Consider the following 22,867-nt stretch of genomic DNA (forward strand, 5'->3'; position numbering starts at 1 on the left):
TTCAAGTATTTCGCCCAATGAGGTTGAGGAATTCGTGCCGGGTAGTCGGGGAGTCTCGGAACTCACCTAGCATTACCGATGAAATCATCACTGAGTTCTGCTTTTCTACACCTCGCATCATCATGCACATGTGCTTGGCCTCGATAACGACGCCAACACCTGCCGCATCAGTCACTTCCTGCATGGCACATGCAATCTGTCTAGTCAAATTCTCTTGAATCTGCAAACGGCGGGCAAACATATCAACTAAACGCGCCACTTTGGAAAGCCCTAATACTCGTCCTGTTGGCAGATAGGCGACATGCGCTTTCCCAATAAACGGCAACATGTGATGCTCGCACAATGAGTACAACTCAATATCGCGAACGACCACCATCTCATCATTCTGACTTTCGAACAAAGCGCCATTGACTATCTCAGCTAGGCTCTGGGTATAGCCATTGCATAGATATTGCATCGCTTTGGCAGCACGCTGGGGTGTGTCCAAGAGCCCTTCTCGCTGAGGGTTTTCACCAACGCCAACAAGGATTTCACGATAATGCTCGGCTAGCGAATGTGACATTTGGATTCCTCACCTTTGCAACGTTGCCTACCCTCGGGATGGGGTAACCAGGCCAAATTTGGTCTCAAACGACAGAAAAACCTGTACAAAACTGAAAGCAAAGGACGTAGCGGACGCCAAGCCAGTGGAGCGGCCCACATCCCAACACCGGCAGCACGCCAGCTCCAAAGGGTAGCGTCCAAGCCTGTCACCCAATGATCGTTCGCGAACCTTGCGTGCAAGCACGATCTCATTTGCTCAATCGACAGGCCAAGAGCTATGGGATCGAAGTCATCGCCATCAATATCGATCAGGATGAGCTTTGCTGCAGTTGAACGCCTGCGCAGGAAGGCCACCTCCCTGGCGCACAATGGGCAGGCACCGTCAAAATAAAGGGTCAAAGGCCACTGGCAATACATGTACAACACCTCAATCTTGTACAGGTTTTGTATAAGTTAGCGGAACCCGCGAAATTAGCAATGGCCGTGATGAGGGATCACCTCGTAAAGCGCCCACTCACTGGAGGCTGGTGGGTTCAGTAGCTTCGGGCGGATGACGGGCTCCGGCTAGAGACGTCAAGCCATAACCGGGATCGAAAGGTAGCTGCTCGGCTGACGGCGCGAGGAGCCTCGCTTTTGTGGCGTCGATTAGCTCAGTGAATTTCTCAAATGGCTGCACGCCCCGACAGTGATTGAGTTGGGCGGCTCGCAGTAACACTGGAGTAGCACATTTGGCGTGTGACGCTTATCGCCGAGCACCTATGAAAAGGTTTTACAGGTTGCGCTGATTCCGGCTTAATGCCGGCGCTCGCCAAGCGGAAAGGATCATGGTCTCGCGCTTCCGTAACCACCTGCTGTTGCTCGCCTGCTTTGCAGTGTTGTTCAACCTGCTGATGATGCCGCTCGACCGTAGTTTGCGTAACGCTCCAGTTGATGAGTCTCTGATCCTGGGCAGCTTCTGCAGCATTCATGGCCTGGAAAGCTTGCCTAAATCCTTGCTGGCACAGATTAAGGTTGACCAGACAGATCTGGCTGATAATGCTCTGGGCAAGGTGCAAAGTGGGGACTGCTGTTGCTGCCATGCCGGCCAGGCCGGTGTATCCGGCGACTACTTCAAGCATCTGTTTCCACGCTTCTGGCCTGATACTGTACTTCTAGGCGATACCCCGCTCCTTCCCCTACCTCGCCATCAGCGGCCTAGTCTAAATCCTCGCGCCTCCCCCCTGGTTTAAGCAGTCACTCAATCCAGAACGTGCTCGCGTTTGAGCGAGTCCGGTCGTATTCGACTTTTACCAGGAACATACGTCATGCCTGCGTATTGCAATTCCGCACGCGCTATATTGCCCGTGCTCGCCATCACCAGCGCCTTTACCGTCAGTCCACTTTCGACTGCAACTGCCGATACCCTGCCGCCCGAAAGCTCCACCCTGACTCTGGGTGCCGTGAACATTTCAGGATCTAGCACTGGCCCCCTGGCCACCAGCAGCGTACTCAGTTCAGTCGACATTCTCGGTGGCGACATCCTTGAAAAAATGCCCGTTACCTACAGCTGGGAGCTGTTCAACCGGGCACCTGGCGTGATGCTCACCGAGTTCAACCAAGGCACCACCTCCGGAAAAATCTCGTTTCGGGGATTCAATGGAGAGGGTGAGGTTAACGCAGTGAAGCTGCTGATTGACGGCATCCCGAGCAACACGAATGACGGCAACATGCCCTTCATCGATTCGGTGTTCCCCATGGACATCGACAGCATAGAGATCGTCCGTGGCACCAGTGACGCTCGCTACGGGCTGAATAACATCGCTGGCAACGTCAACATCAATACTCGTATAGGCGGTAACTACAACAAGGCACGACTGCGCTATGGCAGCTTCAATACCCGTGAAGTCCAAATGGCCAAGGGCATCGAGACCAGCAACTGGACGCAGAACTACTTCTTCGCTCGACAACAGGTAGATGGCTATAGAGACCATGCTGACACCGAACGCTACAGCTTCGGTGGCAAGTGGTTTTACACCCCTGATGACAACGGCTATCGCTTGGGATTGATCGCTAGGCACTACGAGGCCGAAGCAGATGAGGCTGGATACCTGACAGAAGACAATGCCCGGCATCACCCTCGCATGAGCAACCCGTATAACGCCACGGATAAGGGTACGCGGCGTATGAATCAGGTCAGCCTGCACTTCGACACTGATCTGGCTGACACGCTGTCCTGGTCAGCCAAGACCTATGTGAACACCTTCGATGACCGCCGCTGGACGCAATACTGGAGCACCAGCTCGCAGCAAGAGCGTGACGCCTACGAGACCCAGTACGGCGCTATCACCTCTTTGACTTGGCGACCCGAGGTTGACTGGTTGCACGCCTTCGCCCTAGAGGGTGGTAGCGATGTGCAGAAACAGGAAAATCGCAGCGAGCGCTACAACACCATCAACCGGGTGCGGCAGAACCAGACTCGCGACCAGGATTTCGACTTCAATACCGTTGGGGCCTATATGCAGGCCGAAATCGAGCCCTTTGAGTCGCTGAAGATTGTCCCGGCCTACCGCGTCGACAAGATCAGCGGCGATTTCACCAACAAGCTCACCGACCAAGATTACGACATTAACGACTATGGCCTGATCAAACAGCCGAAGCTCAGTGTCGTATACTCCCCCTGGAAGTTTGCGAGTTTTTATGCGAACTGGGGCCGCACTTTCCAAGTAGGCACAGGTGCAGCTGCCTATAAGGTACCGCCGCGTAACGAAGACCTTGATCCATCGATCAACGAAGGCTGGGAGACCGGCATCAAGTTTACGCCAGTCAGCTGGATGGACGGTCGCGTTGCCTACTGGCAACAAGATGCATCGGGTGAAGTCAGCCGACGTCTGAACGACCCCAGTGGCGACTCCGATAATGTGGGGGAAACACGACGGTGGGGCTATGACCTGCAGGTCAACCTCCACCCGGACGAACGCACTGAAATGTGGATGTCCTACTCCTGGCAGTATTCAAAAATCCTTGAGCCCAGCAGTGCGTTACCACAGAGCAAAGGCAGGGAGATCGACCATGTGCCGCATCATCTGTGGAATACTGGTATCAGCTACCAGGCTACCCCGATGCTTCAACTATCTGCGTGGGCAAACGGACAAACCAATTACTACCTAGAGAGAGAGAACACTCAAGGCACTTATGGTGGTTACGTACTCATGAACATCGGGGCCACCTATAAGTTGAGTGAGTCGATGAGCGTGGATCTTCAGTTGAAAAATCTAACCAATCGCTACTACGAGTACGCTTGGTATGACCCCGATGGCGCTAAAAACTCGCTACACTCGCCAGGCGATGGCCGGGCCCTGTATGCAGGGGTGACGCTCGATTTTTAACAATCAAAAACCTTCGGCCTGTACGAGTGGAGACTCTGTTTGATCGGTCAGCCCTGCGGGGAAACGCTCCGCTGGCCTCCTGTCGAATCCACTCAAAGGAGGCAGCACGGCAACGACGTGAAGTGCTAAAAACTTTACAGGCACTGGCCATGACAGATGGACATTCGCAGTCCGTCCATCTGTGATGGCGCACCTCAATTCAGTACCGTAAGAGATACAGGTCTATTTCACCTCGTTAGCAAAACGCCCAACAGCTTCCACTACTTGCTTTGCTCCATTTTGAATCTCGAGGATAACCGTGCCCGCCTCGTTGGCGAGTACCAAACCCTCCTCGGCTTTCGCACGACTGCTGAACATCTGGGCGACGGCCTTATCAGCGAGCTCCTGGTTTTGCTGAACGACGTTCACAATCTCTTCGGTCGCCGAGCTGGTATGGCCTGCAAGCTTTCGGACTTCATCGGCAACCACAGCGAAGCCCCGTCCCTGCTCTCCGGCACGTGCCGCTTCAATCGCCGCATTCAAGGCAAGAAGGTTAGTCTGCGACGCAATACCGCCAATGGTTTGAACGATTGAGCTGATCAACGCAGATTGCTTACCGAGTGCCTCGATGCTGTCGGTTGCGAGCTTCATTTGCTCAGCGATACTTCGCATCGTGCCTACCGTTCGCGTTACCACGACAGCGCCGTGCTCGGCACTTGAATCCGTTCGTTGCGAGACATCAAAAGCAACGCCGGCAGCATCTTTAACCTCTTGTTCTCTAGCTACCTGGTCGGTAACCACACTCGCAAATTTCACGACCTTAGCTAGCTTGCCCTCGGTGTCATGCACAGGGTTGTAGGTTGCCTCCAGCCAAATATCGTTGCCACGCCCGTCGATTCGCTTGAAGCGATTCGCGACGTACTCTCCACGGTTGAGTGTCTTCCAGAAATTTACGTACTCATCGGATGCCGCTTCTCGCGCAGAACAGAACATGCGATGGTGTTTGCCTACGATCTGGCCCAGTGAGTAACCCATGGCATCGAGGAACTGTTTGTTCGCCGTGATCACGGTGCCATCCAATTTAAATTCAATGACAGCTGTTGACCTAACCAGCGCTTCAATCAGAGCCTGATTCTCCTTGGCCTCCTCAACGGTACGAGTAATCTCACTGCCGTAGCCCTGGACATGAGCCAAGCTCCCGTCTTGATTTCGAACAGGAAGCCAGTAGATTTTCAACCATGCCAGAGTACCGTCAGCCCGCAGGTAGCGATATTCGTCATTGACGGGTTCGAATCGCGCCACAGCTTGGTTGAAGGCGTGGAAGCAAGGGAGATTTTTGACGTAAGGCGGAACGATCTCCGAAAGCGGACGGCCATGCAGACTGTCGCTCGAGTACCCCAGGGTTTCTAAGAAAATTCGATTGACTGCACAGATCCGGAACTGAGCATCAAGTCTTATGGAAAGCATCCCTCTGTCCATTTGCTCGACCTGCTGACGTAGCAGATGTAGCTCCGCACTCTGCTCCTGCAGCGTTTTTTTGAGTTTGCGGTTGAACAATTTTAGGCTCCACACGTGCTGAATCAGCAATTATCGACACAGGCCACTTTTTCTTGAGCGGCCAGTCAGTTTTTGATCGGGTTGGGAGGGTGGTGCGCAGACAGCTCTGTGATTTCCAGGCTCTGGCACAAGAGAGCCTCTAGAGGCGCAGTTGCCCTCACCGGGAGGAGGACTGATGTGAAGTGGAACCGCCGAAAATCGAAGATCTCGCTGCGATTGCAGATCAGGAAGGCAACGAAGGCTGAGTATTTTGGCTCAAGAAAATGGCCCAGGTTTCATATGAGTGTTGATGCCATTGGACAGCATCCTCCCAGAGGACACCGTTGATTTCGCCCCGAGAAATTAGGTGCCTGAGCCTGGAATTTGAAGCATCCAATTCGAGGAGATGCCTATGAGCGGTGTACCGAAAATCGTCGTTGCTTAGCATTGGACTGATGTCCTGAAGGGCTGGCTCGAGGATACGTGCCGATGTCCCTGTGCATCATTATGACATCAAAGCAAATGGGTAGTTCTGATCTCATCGCACATCTTACGCTCCCTGCCGTGAAAGCAGCCGGCGAAGGCTATCTCAGGACGGATACCGAGCTATCCAGGAGACTTTTACCCAGAAGCGGCTGGTCGAGTAACCACTCAGGCTCCTTGATTAGCTGTTCGGTGGGCCATCGCAACACACGATGACAGAGCCTGTGTCATAGATTCCCCTAGCCCCGAGTCGAACGCCTCCTCAGTAGGCCCCACCGGTAGTGACCATCCCGAGGCTTGGCTATCCGATCATAGGATTTTCATATCAACGATCCCGAAAACAAGCCCCATAGGCGGATGGCGGTAGCCCCGACTAGAGCCGTCAGTCCTCAGTCGAGATCGAAAAGTGCCGGTTTGCGGCTGAGTGCGATAGAGGCCTCGTTTTTGAAGCGCTGGCACGACCAGCCCGGCGAAATCCTCAAGCGTGCCAGGGCTTGTGAGCGGGTTAAGCATGTAGCCACTGGTGCCCGAGATGCGAGCATGCTCCTCGACTCGATCAGCAATTTGTTCGGGCCTACCTACCAAGATCAGATCAGTACCTCGTGTGACGTTGGCAAAGCGCTGCCTCACATCACCCGCTGTCAGCGGCTTACCGCTTCCATCAGGACGCATCATGTAGGAAGTCAGGCCTTCAGTGTGAGTTGAGAGCACATCGCTATCCGCATAGCGGCTAGGGTCGATGCCTGTGTCACCTGCATAACTGAATAAGCTTGTGCTATCGCGCTATAAAAGCCATAGCCGACCGGCTATCCAGATACGAACGGAATTGAACTCGCCAACTTGATCATATAGTCAGGAAAACTGAAGTCCAGGCTTTGCCATACCCCCGCAGCAGTTCTTGAAGCCACGCCAATCATCCAGGAGAATAGCGAGCACTTCCACCGATCAGTGCTGTATTGCCCCCTGATGATCAAGTGAATTTTCTGTACAGTTCACATGTCGTATGCGTGACGAGCTGTCCACGATACGTTGAAGCGGCAAGTAGATTCAGATTTTTGTAACCGTAGCTATATGTTCGAGTGCTAGTATGAAAGACTTTCTTCCAGTAGAGGAGATACACCGCCCTAACGTCCTCATTGTGGAGGACGAACCAACGCTTCGGGAGTTACTGACACTACTGATGGAAGATTGGGGTGCTGCGGTTACAGCCGTAAGCACTGCCGATGAAGCCCGTGAGCAGCTAAGAAAACCAGGCTGGCGCTTAGTGCTCACTGATGTGCAGATGCCCGGCTCGCTCACCGGAGTGGACATTGCCTGGATTACCAACGAGGAACACCCTGATGCCAAAATTATTGTCATGAGTGGATACTACGAGTTTGAAATCAAGTCTCTACCTGATCTCGCTATATTTCTGCCAAAGCCCTGGCAGGTTACAAAGTTAGAAGAATTAGTTTCGGCACACCTTGGCACCCCAAACAGAGCTTACAACTTGGAAAATCCCCCAAAGCAACACATGACAACGCACAAGAAAACAGAACCACAAACCATACTTACACCTGCACCCCTGCGCGAAATTATAAAAAAGCATCCCTGCTAAAATAAATCCAAAAACAAATATAGACCTAGAGCTTAAAGCCTGAAGTCCTGGACTACACGATTTAAGCCGACAGCAAGGCTGGACACTTCCCCGCTAGCACTCGCCGTCTGGCTCGCACCCGCTGCGCTTTGAGTAGACAAATCACGAATACTTGTGAGGTTTCGATCAATCTCTCGTGCCACCTGCGCCTGCTCTTCTGAAGCAGTCGCAATCAAAATATTACGTTCGTTGATCATAGTGATTGACTGGGATATTTCCTCTAGCGACTCACTAGCCAGCTGTGCTACAGAGGTAGATTCATCAGCCATTTTCTGACTTTCGACCATAGCCTTAACAGCCTGAAGCGAATCGTCCTGGATAGAGCCAATCATTTGCTCAATTTCTTGAGTGGATTGTTGAGTACGATGGGCCAGAGCCCTAACCTCATCTGCAACTACTGCAAAGCCTCTACCTTGCTCCCCAGCCCTTGCGGCCTCAATTGCGGCATTCAACGCCAGTAAGTTGGTTTGTTCAGCGATGGCTCTAATCACTTCGATGACTTTACTGATGTCTTGAGCTCGCGAAGAAAGCGTTTGGATCTGCTCACCCGTAGACTCAACATAGGAGGATAGCTCTTGTATAGCTCCTAAAGTTCTCTTAACATTTTCGAGCCCAGATTTGGTGAGTTTTTGAGCTCGCCCGGATGCATCAGCGGCTTCCGCAGCATTGACGGCCACTTCATCAACTGCGGCACTCATCTCATTGACAGCGGTGGCAGCTTGGTTGACTTCATCGTTTTGCTTGACCAACCCTCGACTACTTTCTTCAGTGACCGCCGCCATTTCTTCAGCAGCCGAAGCAAGTTGCGTTGAGCTATCGGAAATATGGGTCAATGTGTCTTTTAAGTTATTTTGCATTTGAGAGATAGCAGCCAGCATCGCAGCTGCCTCGTCTCGACCTGAAACCTTGAAAGTCTGCGATAGATCCTTATTCGCGATAACCTTGGCAATTGAAAGCGCTTCGTCCAGAGGCTGAGTCACACTTCGCACCAGCATGTAACCCAAAACAATTGTAAGCGTCACCACGGCCAAAAGCAGACCATAGATTGTGACTAATCCGCTATGATAGATTTCACCTGTTAACACCCCCGCTGCTTTTGCTCCTTGATCATTGTAATCCATCAAATCAGAAATTTGATCAACGAGACTATTGGTAAGGGGGCGGATAGTCGAACTAATCAACGCAGAAGCAGCCGCATTGTCACCAGAGAGGAGCATTGGCTCTAACTGGTTCAGGAAACCTTCATAACGATCAGCGCTCGCCCTGACCTTATCGTACAGTGACTGCTCTTCAGGACTCGCTACCACAGACTCATATTTTCTTATGAGGCTTGTGAATTCCCGCCGATAGTCCGGAAAAGTTTTCACTGTCTGATCACGAACTACAGGATCATTCGTAGTAGTTGCTCGAAGACTTTCCAACCTTAGCCTAAGAACGCTTGAGTTTATAAGCCCAGCTAGCCGAATGCTGGCCATCCAATTTGTTTCAACATCTTGCTCTGCTTGACGAAGCCTCTCCAACTTATTAGCAGAAAGTAGCCCCATCATAACAACCACAGCGACAATAATTGCAAAAATAAGCGCCGCACGCGGCCCTATTTTAATATCACGAAACTTCATATAAACCTCTGTCCTACACACCAGTCTATGCTTATCGGCTGAATCGTTTAACTCTTTAGGCTTAAGGAAAAATTTTTGAGATGAATAGTTCTCCTTCTCATCTTTGTGGCTGAGACTATCTATCCACGCATCTGAATGATCTTCCGGTCGGGGTACCAGGCAATCACCTCGCCGGCACAATAACGTCCTTTGGGGTCGTGGTCTCGAAATCTCCGTAATCACGCAGTGATTTCCAATGTGAACGATAGCCGCTTAACGCCTGGGTCAAAGCATGGGGGGTTGGGTATGGCCTAGCTATTTAGCGTGCCGTTGAATGAGCCGTAGATCCTAGTATTTAAACGCTTCCCGCAAGCTAGATAAGCTTAACGCCCTTACGCAATCTCTACTCACATCCAAAACGGCAAAAGGTTCGATGAGTAAGGTAGACGAAGAAGATTGGCTGTCCAGACGCTCGACCCGGTCGCGATCTACTTGAATTCCAGGCGAAAAAAAAACCGTCAACAGGGGCGGTTCATAAGGTACTGCTCGGGGTCTCCGGCTCTCCACGACGAGATTTAGGTTGTCGTTAAAGAGGTCTTTTCCTCACAGAGGTTTTGTCGCCGGACACTTAGGCTGCGGATCGCAGCCATTCCGCTAAAGGTGCGGAGATTACTGACGCCACGACTCCACAGTCTCGGCGCCATGCTCGGCTTTCCAGGTTTTGAGGATGGCATGGTTACCGCCCTTGGTCTGGATCACTTCGCCGTTGTGCGGGTTCTTGTAAGTCTTAACTTCACGTGGCTTACGAGTCGCTTTCTCCTGAGAAACTGGAGCTGCAGCACGACTGCGAGCTTGAGGGTCAAGAATGCTGATCACCTCACGCAGGCTGAAACCGTACTCACCAAGCAGGGCACGGAGTTTGTTTTCAAACTCCATTTCAGCCTGGATTGCACCGTCATTTTTCATCGCTTCCAATTCTGCGAGCTGCTGAGCAAGCTGGAGTTCAAGGCGGCGGAATTCTGCAAGACGAGACATGGGGGGGTGTTCCTTGGGGGCTATGATCGGGCCAGATTACAGAAATTGTCGAAGAATGTCTTAACCATCTCAGGTCAAGCTTGCCCAAAAAATCTTTGACGAGGTGAAGCGACTCGACTTCTAAGACAATTGCTGTAACGCATTTCCTGGAATGTAACAACGCCAATGTTACATTCCAAAAACTACGTTACAAGCCCTATAAACAAGGGGTTTGACACCAAACGGCAAGCGGAGCGCGCAGGCCAAGGATGGCCGCAGGCGTGAGGATGGAAGCCCGGAGGGCCGTGACCGGCAAGCCGGGCACGGTTTACGACAGCCGCCCCTCTGAAGGAGGGCTCGCCCAATGGTCAGCGATGCATTTTGCTGAACCGCTCAACAAGCTTTGCAGGTGCAATCGACTGCCAGGTGTCCAATACCGTTGTTTTGTAGAACAGATTTATCCCTACTCCCACAAAAAACGCTGCAATCATACAAGCAAGAGCGAATGCATAACGCGTCACATCACCCGCATACTCAGCAAATCCATTTACAGAACTATAATGATATCCATCAACCAGGGTGCCTAATCCAAAGAACAAAGCTACCCATGCCAAAACAAAGGCCACTGCTGAGATCACCGCTCCATTCGCCCAAATACCCAGCTGGGAGGTGTACTTTAGGCTAGGCTGCTCGAGCACTTTCCCGCTAGCAGTCTTTGCGGCGTATATAAAGCCTGTATTTTTTTGTTTATTCTTAGATTTCTGAACAAGCCCGTAAAACTCGTACTGTCCGCCATTTTCCAGATCTTCGTAGATACGAGTAGGCATCCGAAAATTAGGAATGAGAACGTCATCTATTTTCATGATGACTTGCACATTATCTGAGAAGCTCTCAAAAACTCGTATGTCTTCCAGGCAGCCAGAAAATTTCAGGTATTCAAACTTAATAAACACTTACAGCTCCTTGCTCGGGCCCAAATTTCAGGCAGGGGGAGGCCTTGGGCACACCTTGGCGTGCTCAGGCTCGATCTAAATCAGTGCAGCTGTGTATTGGGGAAACGGTCTCCAACAAGGCGGCAAAAATCCCTCAGGCTCCGGCGCCCACCATCACGGCGAAAAGTAGCCACGACGTACTTGGAGTTCATGGTCGTGATCACCCAGAACCTACCTTCTTTCTTAATAGCCACGATGTCGGATGTCTGGATCAGATGCCCATCAGCAAACCGACCATGAGGCCCTTGCCGAACGTGCCCAAAAACCACGCCAACGGCACTCAGTCGATGAATGTGGACATTCACCAGAAACGCGGTGATCTCGCCCTCATACCGCTGGCCTACAGCCCGAGCGATCCGCAGCAGATCGAAATCGCTGTAGCGCTTAACGTGGAAGTCGACCGCTACCGTGTTGTCCTCTGTCATGCCTACGCCCTCCGGGGCTCTGATGCAGCACTGGCCTGAGCCATACCCCGTCGATACAGCTCTTTGACGTCGTTCAGGGAGTCGGCACCGAAACCAGCCTCATGCGTATCGACGTACACAGCACCACCTTCTACTTCCAGAACACAGACGACCACACCAGCTTGGTTGTGTCCCATGGAGAGCGACATGAGCTTCTCCATCTTCCAACCGGCATCCTTGTTCATCCAGCTCGGGGTAACGGCTTGGACTTCATGCACAACGAGATCTTCATCCTGAGCAACCAGCAGCTCGACGAGGCGCATCTCATCGTTGAGCATCTCCTCATAATTCCTGAATTGGCCTTCATGAAAACGCTGAACGCTCACGTGGTACCAGTGGGTAGCGAGCGCTCGGGAAACGCCGTGCCAATGCATGAGTCCATCGCCAAACATGCCTGGGATGCCGGCCATGTCAGCTTGGTGGGAACGGAACATATCTTGATCTCTGAAACAGTCGAGTCGTCACAAGCGGGGGCCGCGACACCTAGAAGATTGAGAAGATGCCTTGCAGCGAAGACGACTTGCGTTGTCCTGGCCCTTTGAGCACGTAGACGGTGTTTCTAGTCTCGAAGAGGTAGCCTTCATTGAAGGTTCTAGCGATTGTCGACCGCACCCAATCGCCAGGCTCGAAACGGCGCTGTTCGTCATGCACGACCTTGTGGGCAAACAAGAACATGGGCTGACATCCTGCCGCAGATACCTTGGCCTGCTCATCTTCCGTGAGGATGGCATCCAAGATCACCCACTCCTCGACAACGCAAAGAGGCATCCACTTGAAGTGTTCTCGAGCTGCGAGGAGCAAGTCATCGAGTGGCAGTTCAGAGCCCACCAGATCAATGCCTCCCTCCCCCATCAGACCGTCGCTGAACGGGTCATCCATCAAGCACATCCCCGGTTCTATTTCCCATAAATTGCTGGCTAAGCCGCGCGACCGCCAAAACAACAACTATAGACGTTTGTTTGGCGGCAGGCAAACGGGGCATACCTCTTGGTTTTTGGGGATTCGTAATGTCGCTCCGTCAGTCCTTCGCGGCAGCGCTACAGGTACTGCGCCTGCGCAAAGGGATATCTCAGCCCGCGATGGCCAAGCACGTGGATCAGCGGACTGTTAGTAACCTGGAGTTGGCCAAGAGCTCTGTGACCTTGGATACGGGCTATAAGCTCGCCGCAGGACTAGAGATTGAGGCAGTGACCTTGGTCGCTCTCACCATTGCTTCGCACCACCAACGGACGGCTCGAGAAATACTTCTCGCTTCCCTCGCTGAGATAGAGGCGCTGGATCTCGCTGATGCCGCTGTCCCTGCCGAGCCGGAACGGCTGACTCCTCTGAACATTTCAGGAGCAAGGGAAAAGCTGGAAGCAGTCCAAGAGCTGAAGGCAAAAGGACTCACCCAAGCTGAGGCTGCAAGGCAACTGGGCATGCCTGAGTCGACGTTGCGTCGGTTGTGGCACCAAGCATCAAAGGGCTGATGTTCAGAGCAGCATAGGAGAAGCCACCGCTCTTAGTGCCTACCCTAGATACAGAGATGCAAGTGTAATACAACTGCGAGGTGAGGAAGCCGGGATGGGAACTGCGAATGGCCGTCTTAGTGCTTATTTTCAAGCCAAGCGACCGCCATTTGTGAAGGGTGGTGGCAGGCCCATAGGTGCTTTACTCCCGCTAGTCTAGACCTGTTCATTACCACCTTGAACAGTCGACACGCTCCTGCCGGGGCATTACTTATTTACAACAGCCTCACTTTACCACTTTGAGCTGCCTGAGCCGATTATTTTCTTCTGTCAAAATTTTTATGCGGGTTTCATTCCGCTGCCTCATGACATCAAGATTTTCGAGATCTCGCTTCATATCAATTACACGATGAAACCAATGCCCAGCCTTCCGACGAGCAATCTCCAACTGACTTTCTAGATGTGCAATACGATCCTTATCAGACTTTTCAAGATTAGCACTAACAACCGCACCGACCGCCCTTTCCCGCTTGATCCTTTCGAGCTCTGAAAGCGGCCACCCTAGCCCCCCCTCAATCAGACTGTTATCCTTAGATCGGTTTCGTATGGTATTTCGGTGAACCTTCGCTTGCTTAGCTAGACTGGATTGCGTAGCAGGAAGTTTGGCATCCTTCTCGATCTGCGCTAAAGCAGCTGTGATTGCCAAAGTCACCAATTCGAAGTCTTCAGAGTTCTTTGAATCAAATGCTGACATGAAGTTAACCCACAGTAAGCGACGCGATTACACCGTTGGCTTCTGCAACAGCTGCTTCAAACTGTTCTTTACCATAGAAAAACCGAGGATCATTCAGCATTTCCATATTGTGATCTCTCACAGCCTTCCATCCAGGAATATGCTCATCAGTAATCACCGCATTTTTGCATTGGTTTGGATTACACCGCAACTGACCTATACATGGCGCACCTTCTGATCCGCCTGGATCATCTTTCCGGCCTGAACAATAGCCAAGTGCAGTATTCGCAAAAACCGCGTCAGTCAGCCTGCCCAGTTCACCCATAATCTCAGGCTTTGTAAAACCAGCCCCCATCATTCCTTCGAAATAATCCTGCCTCCTCTGGGCGAATTCACGAGCGCCGCCTCCTGAGACAACCGATTTAGGGGAGAAGATTTTCTCAACCTTCTGCTTCTTAAATTCCGACAGGAAGAAACCTGCCATTTGAGACTGAAGTAACGCAGCACTGTTACCATAAACCATAGTAGCCTCTGATGGCAGACTTAGCGCTTGATCATACACATGTTTCAACTGATAACTAATATACGGCATACCTAGGTTTGCTTTGATCATTTGCCGCGTAAGTGAATGCTTAAATTGATGGGAGTTAAAAACCCAACCCGCGAACGTCTCACCACGATCAATTTTAGTGAAATACTTCTTCATGGCAACATGAAAACCTGAATATGAGTAACCTTTCTTCCCTTCTGCCCCATTGTCCATATCAGCCCCTGTCATCAGATTATTTTGTGAAAACAGGTAGCTACTACCTTTAATAGGCGCGAGCGCCTCTAATGCCTCAACCGCATCAATAACTGCATCAATAGCCACCCAGCTTTCATCACTCAAATCTGCAGCAGACTTAGTCTTAAATACTTTTCCAGTGACCACATTATAACCATCAGCTTTGCTCCGACACCCCATTCTCAAACTCGTGAGCTCTGAAAAGCGACCACCAGTATATAAACCGACAACACATTGCGAGGCCATATTAACCTCTTGCAAATAACCGGCAATCTCACCGATTGAAGTACCATGACGCCTCAATCTCTTTTCAATATAGCTTTTTCGACCACCACCGGCATAAGCAGCACGATATTCCACATACTGTCCGAACAGGTACTTCATGTCGTGATTTGCGATTGCATCACTAGGTGCGTATTCGTATACGTCCTCATTCAGTAGCGGCAACCCCATTCGAAGTAAAAAATCTTTCACTCGCGCCAATGACGAATAACTAGCCTCAGCAAATTGCTCGTCAGTCAACCATCGTACTTCCCTCCCATCACCCGTATCCTCAGGGACTACGTCTTGCTTGGGTTTAGATAGAATCTCCTTGATACGAAGATTCGTTTTGGCGTCAAATTTCATGACCCCACCAATTATTTGACCAGCGGCAGCACTAAAGACCAGGTTCAAAACTGGCTTGAGCTCACTCCGATTCCCACCATAACCAATAAGAGCAGACTCGACATCCGCCTCTGTGATATCAGCCAGAGAAACATCCAAAGAAAGTATATCATTTGCAACCAAAAACTTTTCCAGCAGCCTAAGGATTACTTTTGCCCGAGGAACTACTGTTTGTGCCTTCAAGTTCCTTTTCCCACGAAACCATGATGGGATTTTGAGGTAATATAAAAATATTGCCTGCAACTCGACAATAATCCTAGGGCTGACTTGACGCTCACCCCAATTTATCCTCAACCGTGTTGCATCAATAGAACGCGCTCGTTCTTTGGTATCCGCTACAAAATCCCAGACAAGATCTCCGACTAACGAAACCGCCGAAATCCTGATACTTGCGACGAGCTCGCAACAACCTCCATTTTTGGCCTCATCAAGTAGAAATTTTACTTCAGCCTCTTTCATGTTTGCCCCTCACCAAGAAAGGATCCGTGTAAACTTCGATATTTTTAGACTGCTGATTTGCCATGCAAAGAACCTCCTCAGAAAAGTCGCTGTTCTCCCCTAGAATTCCATCCAGAACACTAAGATTCTGGATGAGTACAGCGCGATGCGTTGTAGCACCTGCACCATTTTCTAATGCAAACTTATAACCCCGCTGCATTGCAAATAGTCTAGGCAAGTGCTCTTCCAAAATGACAACCTTCGAACATCTCAAGCACATATTGAAATTTGTGCATGCCTGCCCTTCTACCCACCCTGTTGCCTTCTTAATTCGGGCTGGCGGGTTATACACATCGAGACAAAGCGCTGTTGCAGTAGAAAAAATAATTGCCGGATCATTAGTTTTCTTCATTGCAATTTCTTTGGGGTGCCTAATTTGCTCCTCCCTATTCTTTCGAATATTAGAAAGGCACTTGTGGAGCTCTCGCCTAGCTTTCGGAGCAAAATTATGCGCAGCAATGTATCTCATTGTAGTAACAACATCGCTATGTCCAAGAATCGCTTGAATTACGGAAATGTCTACTCCCGCCCCCAAAAGCCTGGACACTAATGATGGCCGCAACCGGGAGATGTTAATTTCAAGAGCCTCACCATGATCATCTCGCAAGTCATATTTATCAACCATATATCGGCACCATTCAAACATATACCTATTAGGCTGGAGCAAGTTTCTTACCTGCCCCGATGCAGGCCCATGTGTAGGCATATAAATGAACAGGTAGTCTTCTTCACCATCAACAACCTCAGGTCGAATAGACCCTGTGATATCAAGAACTCGATTCCAGATTTCTTCAATTTTACTAGACTGCTTAACCTCAAGAGGCATGACATCTTGCTTTTCAGCACTGACTTTATCTAAATTACCGGTCAAGAGACCCTCATGCAGATCTGTATCACCCTGCCCCCTACCTTTCCAGTAATAGATACAAGGCTTACCGGTTAGAGGATGAGATTTGATGTAGTCAGTTGTCTTAAGAGATTGCGCAGGGGTTGCATTTAAGCCTGTCCAAGTTACAAGCTTGAATAAAAAAGGCATAATCACATAAGCATCAAGCCCCATAATCACACCCCATCGAAGGAAGAGAACTCTTGTTCCGCCATGTTTCTTTGCAGCCATGTAGAATTTCTTTTGAGAATGACTCATGGTTTTAGAGTAAACAAAAGGCTCACAGTCAAGCTTATTCTCAAACCACCATTTCAAGTTGTTTTCATCATCGCTCCATCCTGGAGCAAAACGAGTACCGATAAAATCCGGGGGCCGCCCACATCCAGTAGGGATGTAGCCCGACATAAGCTTGCTTTCGACGAAGGTGATTTCTTCATCGAGCGCCCTATCGAAACTCTGAAACTCGCTCTCTGAGAACGAATTCCGCGTCGAAGTTTCCCGGAAGGTAGGATCAAGGACTACATCCAAAAAGCTCCGGTAATCATAAAATGAATTCACGACTGCATATGAGAGAACTCCGCGCACAGCGGATAAAACTGTCGCCCGGTATGACGAAGAGTAGGGCTGAAAATCCATGTGGTTTTTGAGATGAACCAAAAAGTATTGGTCTATCTCCTGCCCTACGCGTATCACTTTGCCTGCAAATCTCACATCGGAAGCTAGAAAGTTTATGACTAGACTTTTCGCCCCCTTGTACGTTGATTTAGTAGCTGGAACAGTGTACCTAGCTATACTTGCATCGAAGATTGCGTGAACTTCAGCCAAAGGATTATCTTGAGTTGCAATAGGCAGGCTATGTTCAAATACAGAGTAGGTCACGGCTCATTTTTTCTCTTTGCTACGCGACAGATAGGTCGCTTGATAAATTTTGCTGGCCTCAATATATCTCGGCTTTACGTACTTAACGCCTAGCTCATCAACAAACAGCATAGGAGAGACGCCTGCATAAATATTGGTCGTGGACAAAAACTCATGACCTAACTGCTCCTTAATTAATATCAACTTTTGAACGTGATCATCACCAAGCTCTCCAGTTAGGAAAGTGAGAGCCGTACCATGCCTCAATCGGTGAGGACTCACTGTTCTTGGTTTAAATCCAACTCTTTTGGCAGTGTCGGCTATGAGCTTCTGAATTCCCTTGACGGTGATCGGTTTTCCAAAAGAATTCAAAAACGCAGGCTTAGCATCCTTACAATACGCAAACCGATAACGGGAAGAACTATGGTACTTCTTGATTCTAGAATACATCGCACGAGTAATTATTACAGTTCGTTCCTTTGGGACTCCCGCGCGCCCTTTACTTCCTCGCACCGTAAGAGGAAGGTAAGCCAATTCAGCTGGCAACCCTTCTAACTCATCTATGTCATCCTTAGTAATTCTTATTAATTCTGATACACGCAGACCCAGATCATATAATGTGTGGACGGCGCATCGGTGCGATTCCCAATACATCCCTTCAAGTAACTTACAGACTTGCTCTTGAGTGACATACCTTGGCCTTTTCCTTTTCGGTTTCGGCGTGTCTAGCCCTGTATTTTCGAAGCCACTACTTTTCCTAACTCGACCACCTTCGCTCGACGCGAGCCAGACAAACAGCCCCTTTATAATTGTTTCCCGCAGCCTAATATAGGCAGCTTCGAGCCCTTGACCTTTAAGCAAGACCAAATATGCACTTATTACAGTGCGAGAAATACCGCACAAAATATCATCAACAGTATACCCCTGATAAACACCTAAACCCTCAAGATGCTCACAAAAGCCCTTGATATGATCGGCATATAAAAGGATTACCGGAAGTGGATGCTTATTAGTTTCAGCCTTAGCCTTTAAATAAGAACTTGGTAGCTCTGCAATACTTCCATCTTTGGAAAACAGCACTGGACATAACTTTAACTTACCTTGCGTTCTGATATTAACAATCTTCATGGCGCAAACGATAAAGATTAGCCTACGCCATCGCAAGAAATAATTCGCCTAACTTTAGAACATTTTCTTACTGACACAACAATAAATATAACCAGCAATTTTAATTTAATTATTTATTAATTATCCATATATTGCCCAAGACAAATAAAAGACAAGTAATCAGCGCAACGAGGGGTCGCTTCCAAGCAGTTGGTAGATGGATAACAGCCATCAAGCATGGTGCTCTCGCAAAATCGCACCAAGCGCAGGATAGGAAGGGATTTGGAGTGTGTTGCTTCGAGCTGCCTCTTAACACGCCAGCAGATTTGAGCATCGAGCCTTGCCCTAGCTATAGCAGCGGAGCATTGGAAAGGCGGTGAGGGATGGCCTCCGTGTGGAACGGGGGAGCTGCTTAAAAGGTAGGGAAGGAAGCCGTATTGTGCACTTTAGGATGGTAGACAAAAAGGATGAAGTCGGTACGCACCGCCCCCTTGATCTTGGCTTTTTCAAAAGCCACCAGGTCAACGCTGGGATCGGCAACGGCCTCCTTGCGCGCCTCGTGCTGTGCCTCATCCTCTTCCTTGCTGTGCAAGAACTTGTGCGCCAGCTTCTCGAAACCCTCGAAGCACAGGAACGCGCCACCCAGCATCAACAATGGCGTAACCGCCCACGGTATGAACGCACTGATCAGCAGCGCGGCCGGTACCAGGATCGCCTTGTTGACGAACGACCCCTTGGCCACCGCCCAGACGACCGGAAGTTCGCGATCGGCACGCACGCCGGTGACCTGCTGGGCATTCAGCGCCAGGTCATCACCCAGCACGCCCGCGGTTTTTTTTGCCGCCACCTTGGTCATCAGAGAGACGTCATCCAGCAGCGTGGCGATGTCGTCGATCAGTACCAGTAGACTGCTTCCTGCCATGTTTGCTTGTATCCAAATAAGTCAATGTGCCGGATTCTAGCCCAAAGCCGCTGCCTTGAGCGCCCGTCGAGGCCGGTGCTACCATGCCCGATCCCTCTTAGAGGTGGCCAGACACGAGGAAGATCCCTGACCATGAGCACCATTCGCGAGCGCAACAAGGAATTGATCCTGCGCGCGGCCAGCGAGGAATTCGCCGACAAGGGCTTCGCCGCCACCAAGACCAGCGATATCGCGGCCAAGGCCGGCCTGCCCAAGCCGAACGTGTATTACTACTTCAAGTCCAAGGACAATCTCTACCGCGAGGTCCTTGAAAGCATCATCGCGCCGATCATGCAGGCATCCACGCCGTTCAATGCAGACGGCGACCCGAAGGAAGTGCTGAGTGCGTACATTCGTTCGAAGATTCGCATTTCGCGTGATCTGCCCCATGCGTCCAAGGTGTTCGCCAGCGAGATCATGCATGGCGCGCCGCACCTGTCTCCGAACCAGGTCGAGCAGTTGAACGAACAGGCCCGACACAACATCGAGTGCATCCAGCGCTGGATCGACCGCGGGCAGATCGCCCATGTGGACGCGCATCACCTGATGTTCAGCATCTGGGCAGCGACCCAGACCTATGCCGACTTCGACTGGCAGATTTCTGCGGTGACCGGTAAGGCCAAGCTGGCCGACAGTGATTATGACGCGGCGGCCGAGACCATCATTCGTATGGTCTTGAAAGGTTGTGAGCCTGAGGCAGCCTGAACCATCTCGAAGGGCCATTCGCGGGCAAGCCCGCTCCCACAGGATCACCACATGCCTGAAGGTTGTGGAGTCCCTGTGGGAGCGGGCTTGCCCGCGAATGGGCCAGAACAGGCAATAGAGATTTAGGCCGCTACCCCGGCATCTGCCCGCAGCCCCACCTCCTCGATCGCACTGATCGCACACTGCTCGTCGATATCCGACGTATCGCCGCTGATCCCCACGGCACCCAGCACCTTGCCGTCCTGATCACGAATCAGCACCCCACCCGGCGCCGGCACCACCGGCCGCTCACCCATCCCGTTCAACGCGGCAAAAAAAGCCGGCCGCTGCTGCGCATCCAGCGCCAGCAAGCGCGAGCCCTTGCCCAGGGCAATCGCACCCCAGGCTTTGCCAGTGGCCACTTCAGGCCGAATCAGGCTAGCGCCATCCTCGCGCTGCAGCGCCAGCAGGTGCCCGCCGGCATCCAGCACCGCCACGGTCAGCGGCGCGGCATTGATCTTGCGGCCCGCCACCAGCGCGGCATTCACCAGGCTGACGGCGACTTTCAGGTTAAGAACGTTCATGGAAAGGTCCTCTTCTTGTTGTGAGAAGCCCTAAGGGCAGTTGAAAACCGATCGAACAAATAGAACACAACGAGAGATATTTTTGTATACAATATTTTGAAACAATCGTATGCGATGGCGCAAACCCTCGTTTTCACGGGCGCTCTGACGAAAGCCAGCTTAGCCGATGAAAACCCATTGACCTAAGCCGCCAGGCGTGAATACACTCTGTCGCAAAGCAAGTTGTATACAATTACAAAATCGATGAGGCACAAACCATGAGCAAAATGAGAGCAATCGATGCAGCCGTTCTGGTCATGCGCCGTGAAGGTGTAGATACCGCGTTCGGCATCCCGGGGGCTGCCATCAACCCGTTGTATTCGGCCCTGAAGAAAGTCGGTGGCATCGATCACGTCCTCGCTCGTCACGTCGAAGGTGCCTCGCACATGGCCGAGGGCTACACCCGCGCCAACCCGGGCAACATCGGTGTGTGCATCGGCACTTCCGGCCCTGCCGGCACCGACATGGTCACCGGCCTGTACAGTGCCTCGGCCGACTCCATCCCGATTCTGTGCATCACTGGCCAGGCGCCACGTGCCCGCCTGCACAAGGAAGACTTCCAGGCTGTCGACATCACCAACATCGTCAAGCCAGTAACCAAGTGGGCGACCACCGTTCTGGAGCCAGGCCAGGTGCCTTACGCCTTCCAGAAGGCCTTCTATGAAATGCGTACCGGCCGCCCAGGCCCGGTGCTGATCGACCTGCCGTTCGACGTGCAGATGGCCGAAATCGAATTCGACATCGACGCCTACGAACCGCTGCCCGTGCACAAACCGTCCGCCACACGCGTACAGGCCGAAAAAGCCCTGGCCCTGCTCAATGACGCCGAGCGCCCACTGCTGGTAGCCGGTGGCGGCATCATCAACGCCGACGCCAGTGACAAGCTGGTCGAATTCGCCGAACTGACCGGCGTACCCGTGATCCCGACCCTGATGGGCTGGGGCACCATCCCGGACGACCACGCACAGATGGTCGGCATGGTCGGCCTGCAGACCTCGCACCGCTATGGCAACGCAACCCTGCTGAAATCCGACCTGGTGTTCGGTATCGGTAACCGCTGGGCCAACCGCCACACCGGTTCCGTCGATGTCTACACCGAAGGCCGCAAGTTCGTGCACGTCGACATCGAACCGACCCAGATCGGCCGCGTGTTCACCCCGGACCTGGGCATCGTTTCCGATGCTGGCAAGGCACTGGACGTGTTCCTGGAAGTGGCCCGCGAGTGGAAAGCCGCCGGCAAGCTCAAATGCCGCAAGGCCTGGCTGGAAGAGTGCCAGGAGCGCAAGTCGAGCCTGCAGCGCAAGACCCACTTCGACAACGTGCCGGTCAAGCCGCAGCGCGTCTACGAAGAAATGAACCAGGTATTCGGCAAGGACACCTGCTACGTCAGCACCATCGGCCTGTCGCAGATTGCCGGCGCGCAGTTCCTGCATGTGTACAAGCCTCGCCACTGGATCAACTGCGGCCAGGCCGGCCCGCTGGGCTGGACCATCCCTGCTGCGCTGGGCGTGGTCAAAGCCGATCCGAAGCGCAAGGTTGTGGCGCTGTCGGGTGACTACGACTTCCAGTTCATGATCGAAGAACTGGCGGTAGGCGCACAGTTCAACCTGCCGTACGTCCACGTACTGGTGAACAACGCCTACCTGGGCCTGATCCGCCAGGCGCAGCGTGGCTTCGACATGGATTACTGTGTACAACTGGCGTTCGAGAACATCAACTCGACCGACGCTGCCACCTACGGTGTCGACCACGTCGCTGTGGTCGAAGGCCTGGGTTGCAAGGCCATCCGTGTGTTCGAGCCAGCAGAAATCGCCCCTGCCCTGATCAAGGCACAGAAGATGGCCGAAGAGTTCCGCGTGCCGGTGGTGGTTGAAGTGATTCTCGAGCGTGTGACCAACATTTCCATGGGCACCGAGATCAACGCGGTCAACGAATTCGAAGACCTGGCCCTGGTCGGCAACGACGCGCCAACCGCCATCTCGCTGCTGGACTGATCGCCTGACGCCCCC

The 22,867-nt window shown here is 51.8% G+C and carries 20 protein-coding genes and 4 pseudogenes; 6 read left to right on the forward strand and 18 right to left on the reverse strand.

All coding sequences use genetic code 11. The annotated features are described in order from the left end of the window. Position 1: 1 nt before the first annotated feature. Both folE and ACF8O8_RS22125 read right to left on the reverse strand, forming a co-directional pair. Entirely contained in the window at positions 2-562 is a 561-nt protein-coding gene (folE, locus tag ACF8O8_RS22120; protein WP_108190538.1) for a GTP cyclohydrolase I FolE, read from the reverse strand. Continuing rightward, positions 547-960, reverse strand: coding sequence for a thiol-disulfide oxidoreductase DCC family protein (locus ACF8O8_RS22125; protein WP_108190539.1), 414 nt, complete (start codon positions 958-960; stop codon positions 547-549). The genes folE and ACF8O8_RS22125 overlap by 16 nt, the downstream gene beginning before the upstream one ends. A 476-nt stretch (positions 961-1,436) precedes the next feature. Between ACF8O8_RS22125 and ACF8O8_RS22130 the strand changes: the two genes are divergently transcribed. Further along, a complete protein-coding gene (locus ACF8O8_RS22130) occupies positions 1,437-1,772 on the forward strand; it encodes a hypothetical protein (RefSeq protein ID WP_367237718.1) in 336 nt (111 codons plus the stop codon). Between the two features lie 75 nt (positions 1,773-1,847). Then, on the forward strand, positions 1,848-3,908 hold the full coding sequence (locus ACF8O8_RS22135) for a TonB-dependent receptor (RefSeq protein ID WP_191472444.1): 2,061 nt from the start codon (positions 1,848-1,850) through the stop codon (positions 3,906-3,908). Positions 3,909-4,130: 222 nt separating this feature from the next. Here the strand turns inward: ACF8O8_RS22135 and ACF8O8_RS22140 are convergent, their stop codons facing one another. The 3 genes and pseudogenes from ACF8O8_RS22140 to ACF8O8_RS22150 form a co-directional block, all read right to left on the reverse strand. After that, complete coding sequence (locus tag ACF8O8_RS22140; RefSeq protein WP_392510496.1) at positions 4,131-4,688, reverse strand: methyl-accepting chemotaxis protein; 558 nt, start codon at positions 4,686-4,688, stop codon at positions 4,131-4,133. Then, positions 4,668-5,459: pseudogene (locus tag ACF8O8_RS22145) on the reverse strand (PAS domain-containing protein); the annotation flags it as partial. The gene ACF8O8_RS22140 and the pseudogene ACF8O8_RS22145, both read right to left, overlap by 21 nt. A 772-nt stretch (positions 5,460-6,231) precedes the next feature. Then, positions 6,232-6,674: pseudogene (locus ACF8O8_RS22150) on the reverse strand (LLM class flavin-dependent oxidoreductase); the annotation flags it as partial. Positions 6,675-6,993: 319 nt separating this feature from the next. Here ACF8O8_RS22150 and ACF8O8_RS22155 point away from each other — a divergent pair. Next, a complete protein-coding gene (locus ACF8O8_RS22155; protein ID WP_197854204.1) occupies positions 6,994-7,503 on the forward strand; it encodes a response regulator in 510 nt (169 codons plus the stop codon). 32 nt (positions 7,504-7,535) lie between these two features. Here the strand turns inward: ACF8O8_RS22155 and ACF8O8_RS22160 are convergent, their stop codons facing one another. From ACF8O8_RS22160 to ACF8O8_RS22190, 7 genes and pseudogenes are all read right to left on the reverse strand, one after another. Next, positions 7,536-8,399, reverse strand: coding sequence for a methyl-accepting chemotaxis protein (locus ACF8O8_RS22160; protein ID WP_392510497.1), 864 nt, complete (start codon positions 8,397-8,399; stop codon positions 7,536-7,538). Next, a pseudogene (locus ACF8O8_RS22165) lies at positions 8,391-9,161 on the reverse strand (MCP four helix bundle domain-containing protein); the annotation flags it as partial. The gene ACF8O8_RS22160 and the pseudogene ACF8O8_RS22165, both read right to left, overlap by 9 nt. 648 nt (positions 9,162-9,809) lie before the next feature. Continuing rightward, positions 9,810-10,175 carry a histone-like nucleoid-structuring protein, MvaT/MvaU family gene (locus tag ACF8O8_RS22170; RefSeq protein ID WP_367237331.1) on the reverse strand — a complete coding sequence of 122 codons (366 nt, stop codon included), beginning with the start codon at positions 10,173-10,175 and terminating at the stop codon, positions 9,810-9,812. 347 nt (positions 10,176-10,522) lie between these two features. After that, entirely contained in the window at positions 10,523-11,107 is a 585-nt protein-coding gene (locus ACF8O8_RS22175) for a hypothetical protein (RefSeq protein WP_078479305.1), read from the reverse strand. Positions 11,108-11,187: 80 nt separating this feature from the next. Further along, positions 11,188-11,571 (reverse strand): hypothetical protein, encoded by a 384-nt coding sequence (locus ACF8O8_RS22180; RefSeq protein WP_183673926.1) that lies wholly within the window; start codon positions 11,569-11,571, stop codon positions 11,188-11,190. Positions 11,572-11,573: 2 nt separating this feature from the next. Then, positions 11,574-12,044, reverse strand: coding sequence for a hypothetical protein (locus ACF8O8_RS22185; protein ID WP_027615277.1), 471 nt, complete (start codon positions 12,042-12,044; stop codon positions 11,574-11,576). A 49-nt stretch (positions 12,045-12,093) separates the two neighbouring features. Continuing rightward, on the reverse strand, positions 12,094-12,498 hold the full coding sequence (locus ACF8O8_RS22190) for a DUF6957 family protein (RefSeq protein ID WP_097156141.1): 405 nt from the start codon (positions 12,496-12,498) through the stop codon (positions 12,094-12,096). 119 nt (positions 12,499-12,617) lie between these two features. Between ACF8O8_RS22190 and ACF8O8_RS22195 the strand changes: the two genes are divergently transcribed. Then, positions 12,618-13,079 (forward strand): helix-turn-helix domain-containing protein, encoded by a 462-nt coding sequence (locus ACF8O8_RS22195; RefSeq protein WP_027615279.1) that lies wholly within the window; start codon positions 12,618-12,620, stop codon positions 13,077-13,079. A gap of 265 nt (positions 13,080-13,344) precedes the next feature. On the opposite strand, the gene ACF8O8_RS22200 is transcribed toward ACF8O8_RS22195, so the two are convergent. The 5 genes and pseudogenes from ACF8O8_RS22200 to ACF8O8_RS22220 form a co-directional block, all read right to left on the reverse strand. Next, entirely contained in the window at positions 13,345-13,812 is a 468-nt protein-coding gene (locus ACF8O8_RS22200; RefSeq protein WP_027615280.1) for a hypothetical protein, read from the reverse strand. A gap of 4 nt (positions 13,813-13,816) precedes the next feature. Beyond that, complete coding sequence (locus ACF8O8_RS22205; RefSeq protein WP_392510489.1) at positions 13,817-15,700, reverse strand: hypothetical protein; 1,884 nt, start codon at positions 15,698-15,700, stop codon at positions 13,817-13,819. Continuing rightward, positions 15,687-17,504, reverse strand: coding sequence for a site-specific integrase (locus ACF8O8_RS22210; protein ID WP_392510490.1), 1,818 nt, complete (start codon positions 17,502-17,504; stop codon positions 15,687-15,689). Before ACF8O8_RS22210 ends, ACF8O8_RS22205 begins: the two co-directional genes overlap by 14 nt. Before the next feature lie 3 nt (positions 17,505-17,507). Continuing rightward, a complete protein-coding gene (locus tag ACF8O8_RS22215; protein ID WP_081741864.1) occupies positions 17,508-18,611 on the reverse strand; it encodes a tyrosine-type recombinase/integrase in 1,104 nt (367 codons plus the stop codon). Between the two features lie 442 nt (positions 18,612-19,053). Next, positions 19,054-19,512: pseudogene (locus tag ACF8O8_RS22220) on the reverse strand (DUF808 family protein); the annotation flags it as partial. A 132-nt stretch (positions 19,513-19,644) separates the two neighbouring features. Here ACF8O8_RS22220 and ACF8O8_RS22225 point away from each other — a divergent pair. Further along, positions 19,645-20,256: a TetR/AcrR family transcriptional regulator gene (locus tag ACF8O8_RS22225; RefSeq protein ID WP_010955036.1), complete on the forward strand. Its 612-nt coding sequence runs from the start codon at positions 19,645-19,647 to the stop codon at positions 20,254-20,256. A gap of 122 nt (positions 20,257-20,378) precedes the next feature. Here the strand turns inward: ACF8O8_RS22225 and ACF8O8_RS22230 are convergent, their stop codons facing one another. Beyond that, positions 20,379-20,819 carry a heme-binding protein gene (locus ACF8O8_RS22230; protein WP_010955037.1) on the reverse strand — a complete coding sequence of 147 codons (441 nt, stop codon included), beginning with the start codon at positions 20,817-20,819 and terminating at the stop codon, positions 20,379-20,381. Between the two features lie 257 nt (positions 20,820-21,076). Between ACF8O8_RS22230 and gcl the strand changes: the two genes are divergently transcribed. Next, positions 21,077-22,852: a glyoxylate carboligase gene (gene gcl / locus ACF8O8_RS22235; protein ID WP_010955038.1), complete on the forward strand. Its 1,776-nt coding sequence runs from the start codon at positions 21,077-21,079 to the stop codon at positions 22,850-22,852. The last annotated feature ends 15 nt before the right edge of the window (positions 22,853-22,867 follow it).

The organism is Pseudomonas sp. TYF_14 (assembly GCF_043105275.1).
GTDB classification, from domain to species: Bacteria; Pseudomonadota; Gammaproteobacteria; order Pseudomonadales; family Pseudomonadaceae; genus Aquipseudomonas; species Aquipseudomonas alloputida.

Excerpts from the sequence above, each read along its gene's own strand:
- ACF8O8_RS22205 (WP_392510489.1), bottom strand. The coding sequence starts at position 15,700 with ATGAAAGAGGCTGAAGTAAAATTTCTACTTGATGAGGCCAAAAATGGA.
- folE (WP_108190538.1), bottom strand. The coding sequence starts at position 562 with ATGTCACATTCGCTAGCCGAGCATTATCGTGAAATCCTTGTTGGCGTT.
- ACF8O8_RS22130 (WP_367237718.1), top strand. The coding sequence starts at position 1,437 with ATGCCGCTCGACCGTAGTTTGCGTAACGCTCCAGTTGATGAGTCTCTG.
- ACF8O8_RS22200 (WP_027615280.1), bottom strand. The coding sequence starts at position 13,812 with ATGTCAGCATTTGATTCAAAGAACTCTGAAGACTTCGAATTGGTGACT.
- ACF8O8_RS22185 (WP_027615277.1), bottom strand. The coding sequence starts at position 12,044 with ATGTTCCGTTCCCACCAAGCTGACATGGCCGGCATCCCAGGCATGTTT.
- ACF8O8_RS22125 (WP_108190539.1), bottom strand. The coding sequence starts at position 960 with ATGTATTGCCAGTGGCCTTTGACCCTTTATTTTGACGGTGCCTGCCCA.
- ACF8O8_RS22155 (WP_197854204.1), top strand. The coding sequence starts at position 6,994 with ATGAAAGACTTTCTTCCAGTAGAGGAGATACACCGCCCTAACGTCCTC.
- gcl (WP_010955038.1), top strand. The coding sequence starts at position 21,077 with ATGAGCAAAATGAGAGCAATCGATGCAGCCGTTCTGGTCATGCGCCGT.
- ACF8O8_RS22230 (WP_010955037.1), bottom strand. The coding sequence starts at position 20,819 with ATGAACGTTCTTAACCTGAAAGTCGCCGTCAGCCTGGTGAATGCCGCG.
- ACF8O8_RS22180 (WP_183673926.1), bottom strand. The coding sequence starts at position 11,571 with ATGACAGAGGACAACACGGTAGCGGTCGACTTCCACGTTAAGCGCTAC.
- ACF8O8_RS22160 (WP_392510497.1), bottom strand. The coding sequence starts at position 8,399 with ATGCAAAATAACTTAAAAGACACATTGACCCATATTTCCGATAGCTCA.
- ACF8O8_RS22225 (WP_010955036.1), top strand. The coding sequence starts at position 19,645 with ATGAGCACCATTCGCGAGCGCAACAAGGAATTGATCCTGCGCGCGGCC.
- ACF8O8_RS22135 (WP_191472444.1), top strand. The coding sequence starts at position 1,848 with ATGCCTGCGTATTGCAATTCCGCACGCGCTATATTGCCCGTGCTCGCC.
- ACF8O8_RS22195 (WP_027615279.1), top strand. The coding sequence starts at position 12,618 with ATGTCGCTCCGTCAGTCCTTCGCGGCAGCGCTACAGGTACTGCGCCTG.
- ACF8O8_RS22170 (WP_367237331.1), bottom strand. The coding sequence starts at position 10,175 with ATGTCTCGTCTTGCAGAATTCCGCCGCCTTGAACTCCAGCTTGCTCAG.
- ACF8O8_RS22190 (WP_097156141.1), bottom strand. The coding sequence starts at position 12,498 with ATGTGCTTGATGGATGACCCGTTCAGCGACGGTCTGATGGGGGAGGGA.
- ACF8O8_RS22215 (WP_081741864.1), bottom strand. The coding sequence starts at position 18,611 with ATGAAGATTGTTAATATCAGAACGCAAGGTAAGTTAAAGTTATGTCCA.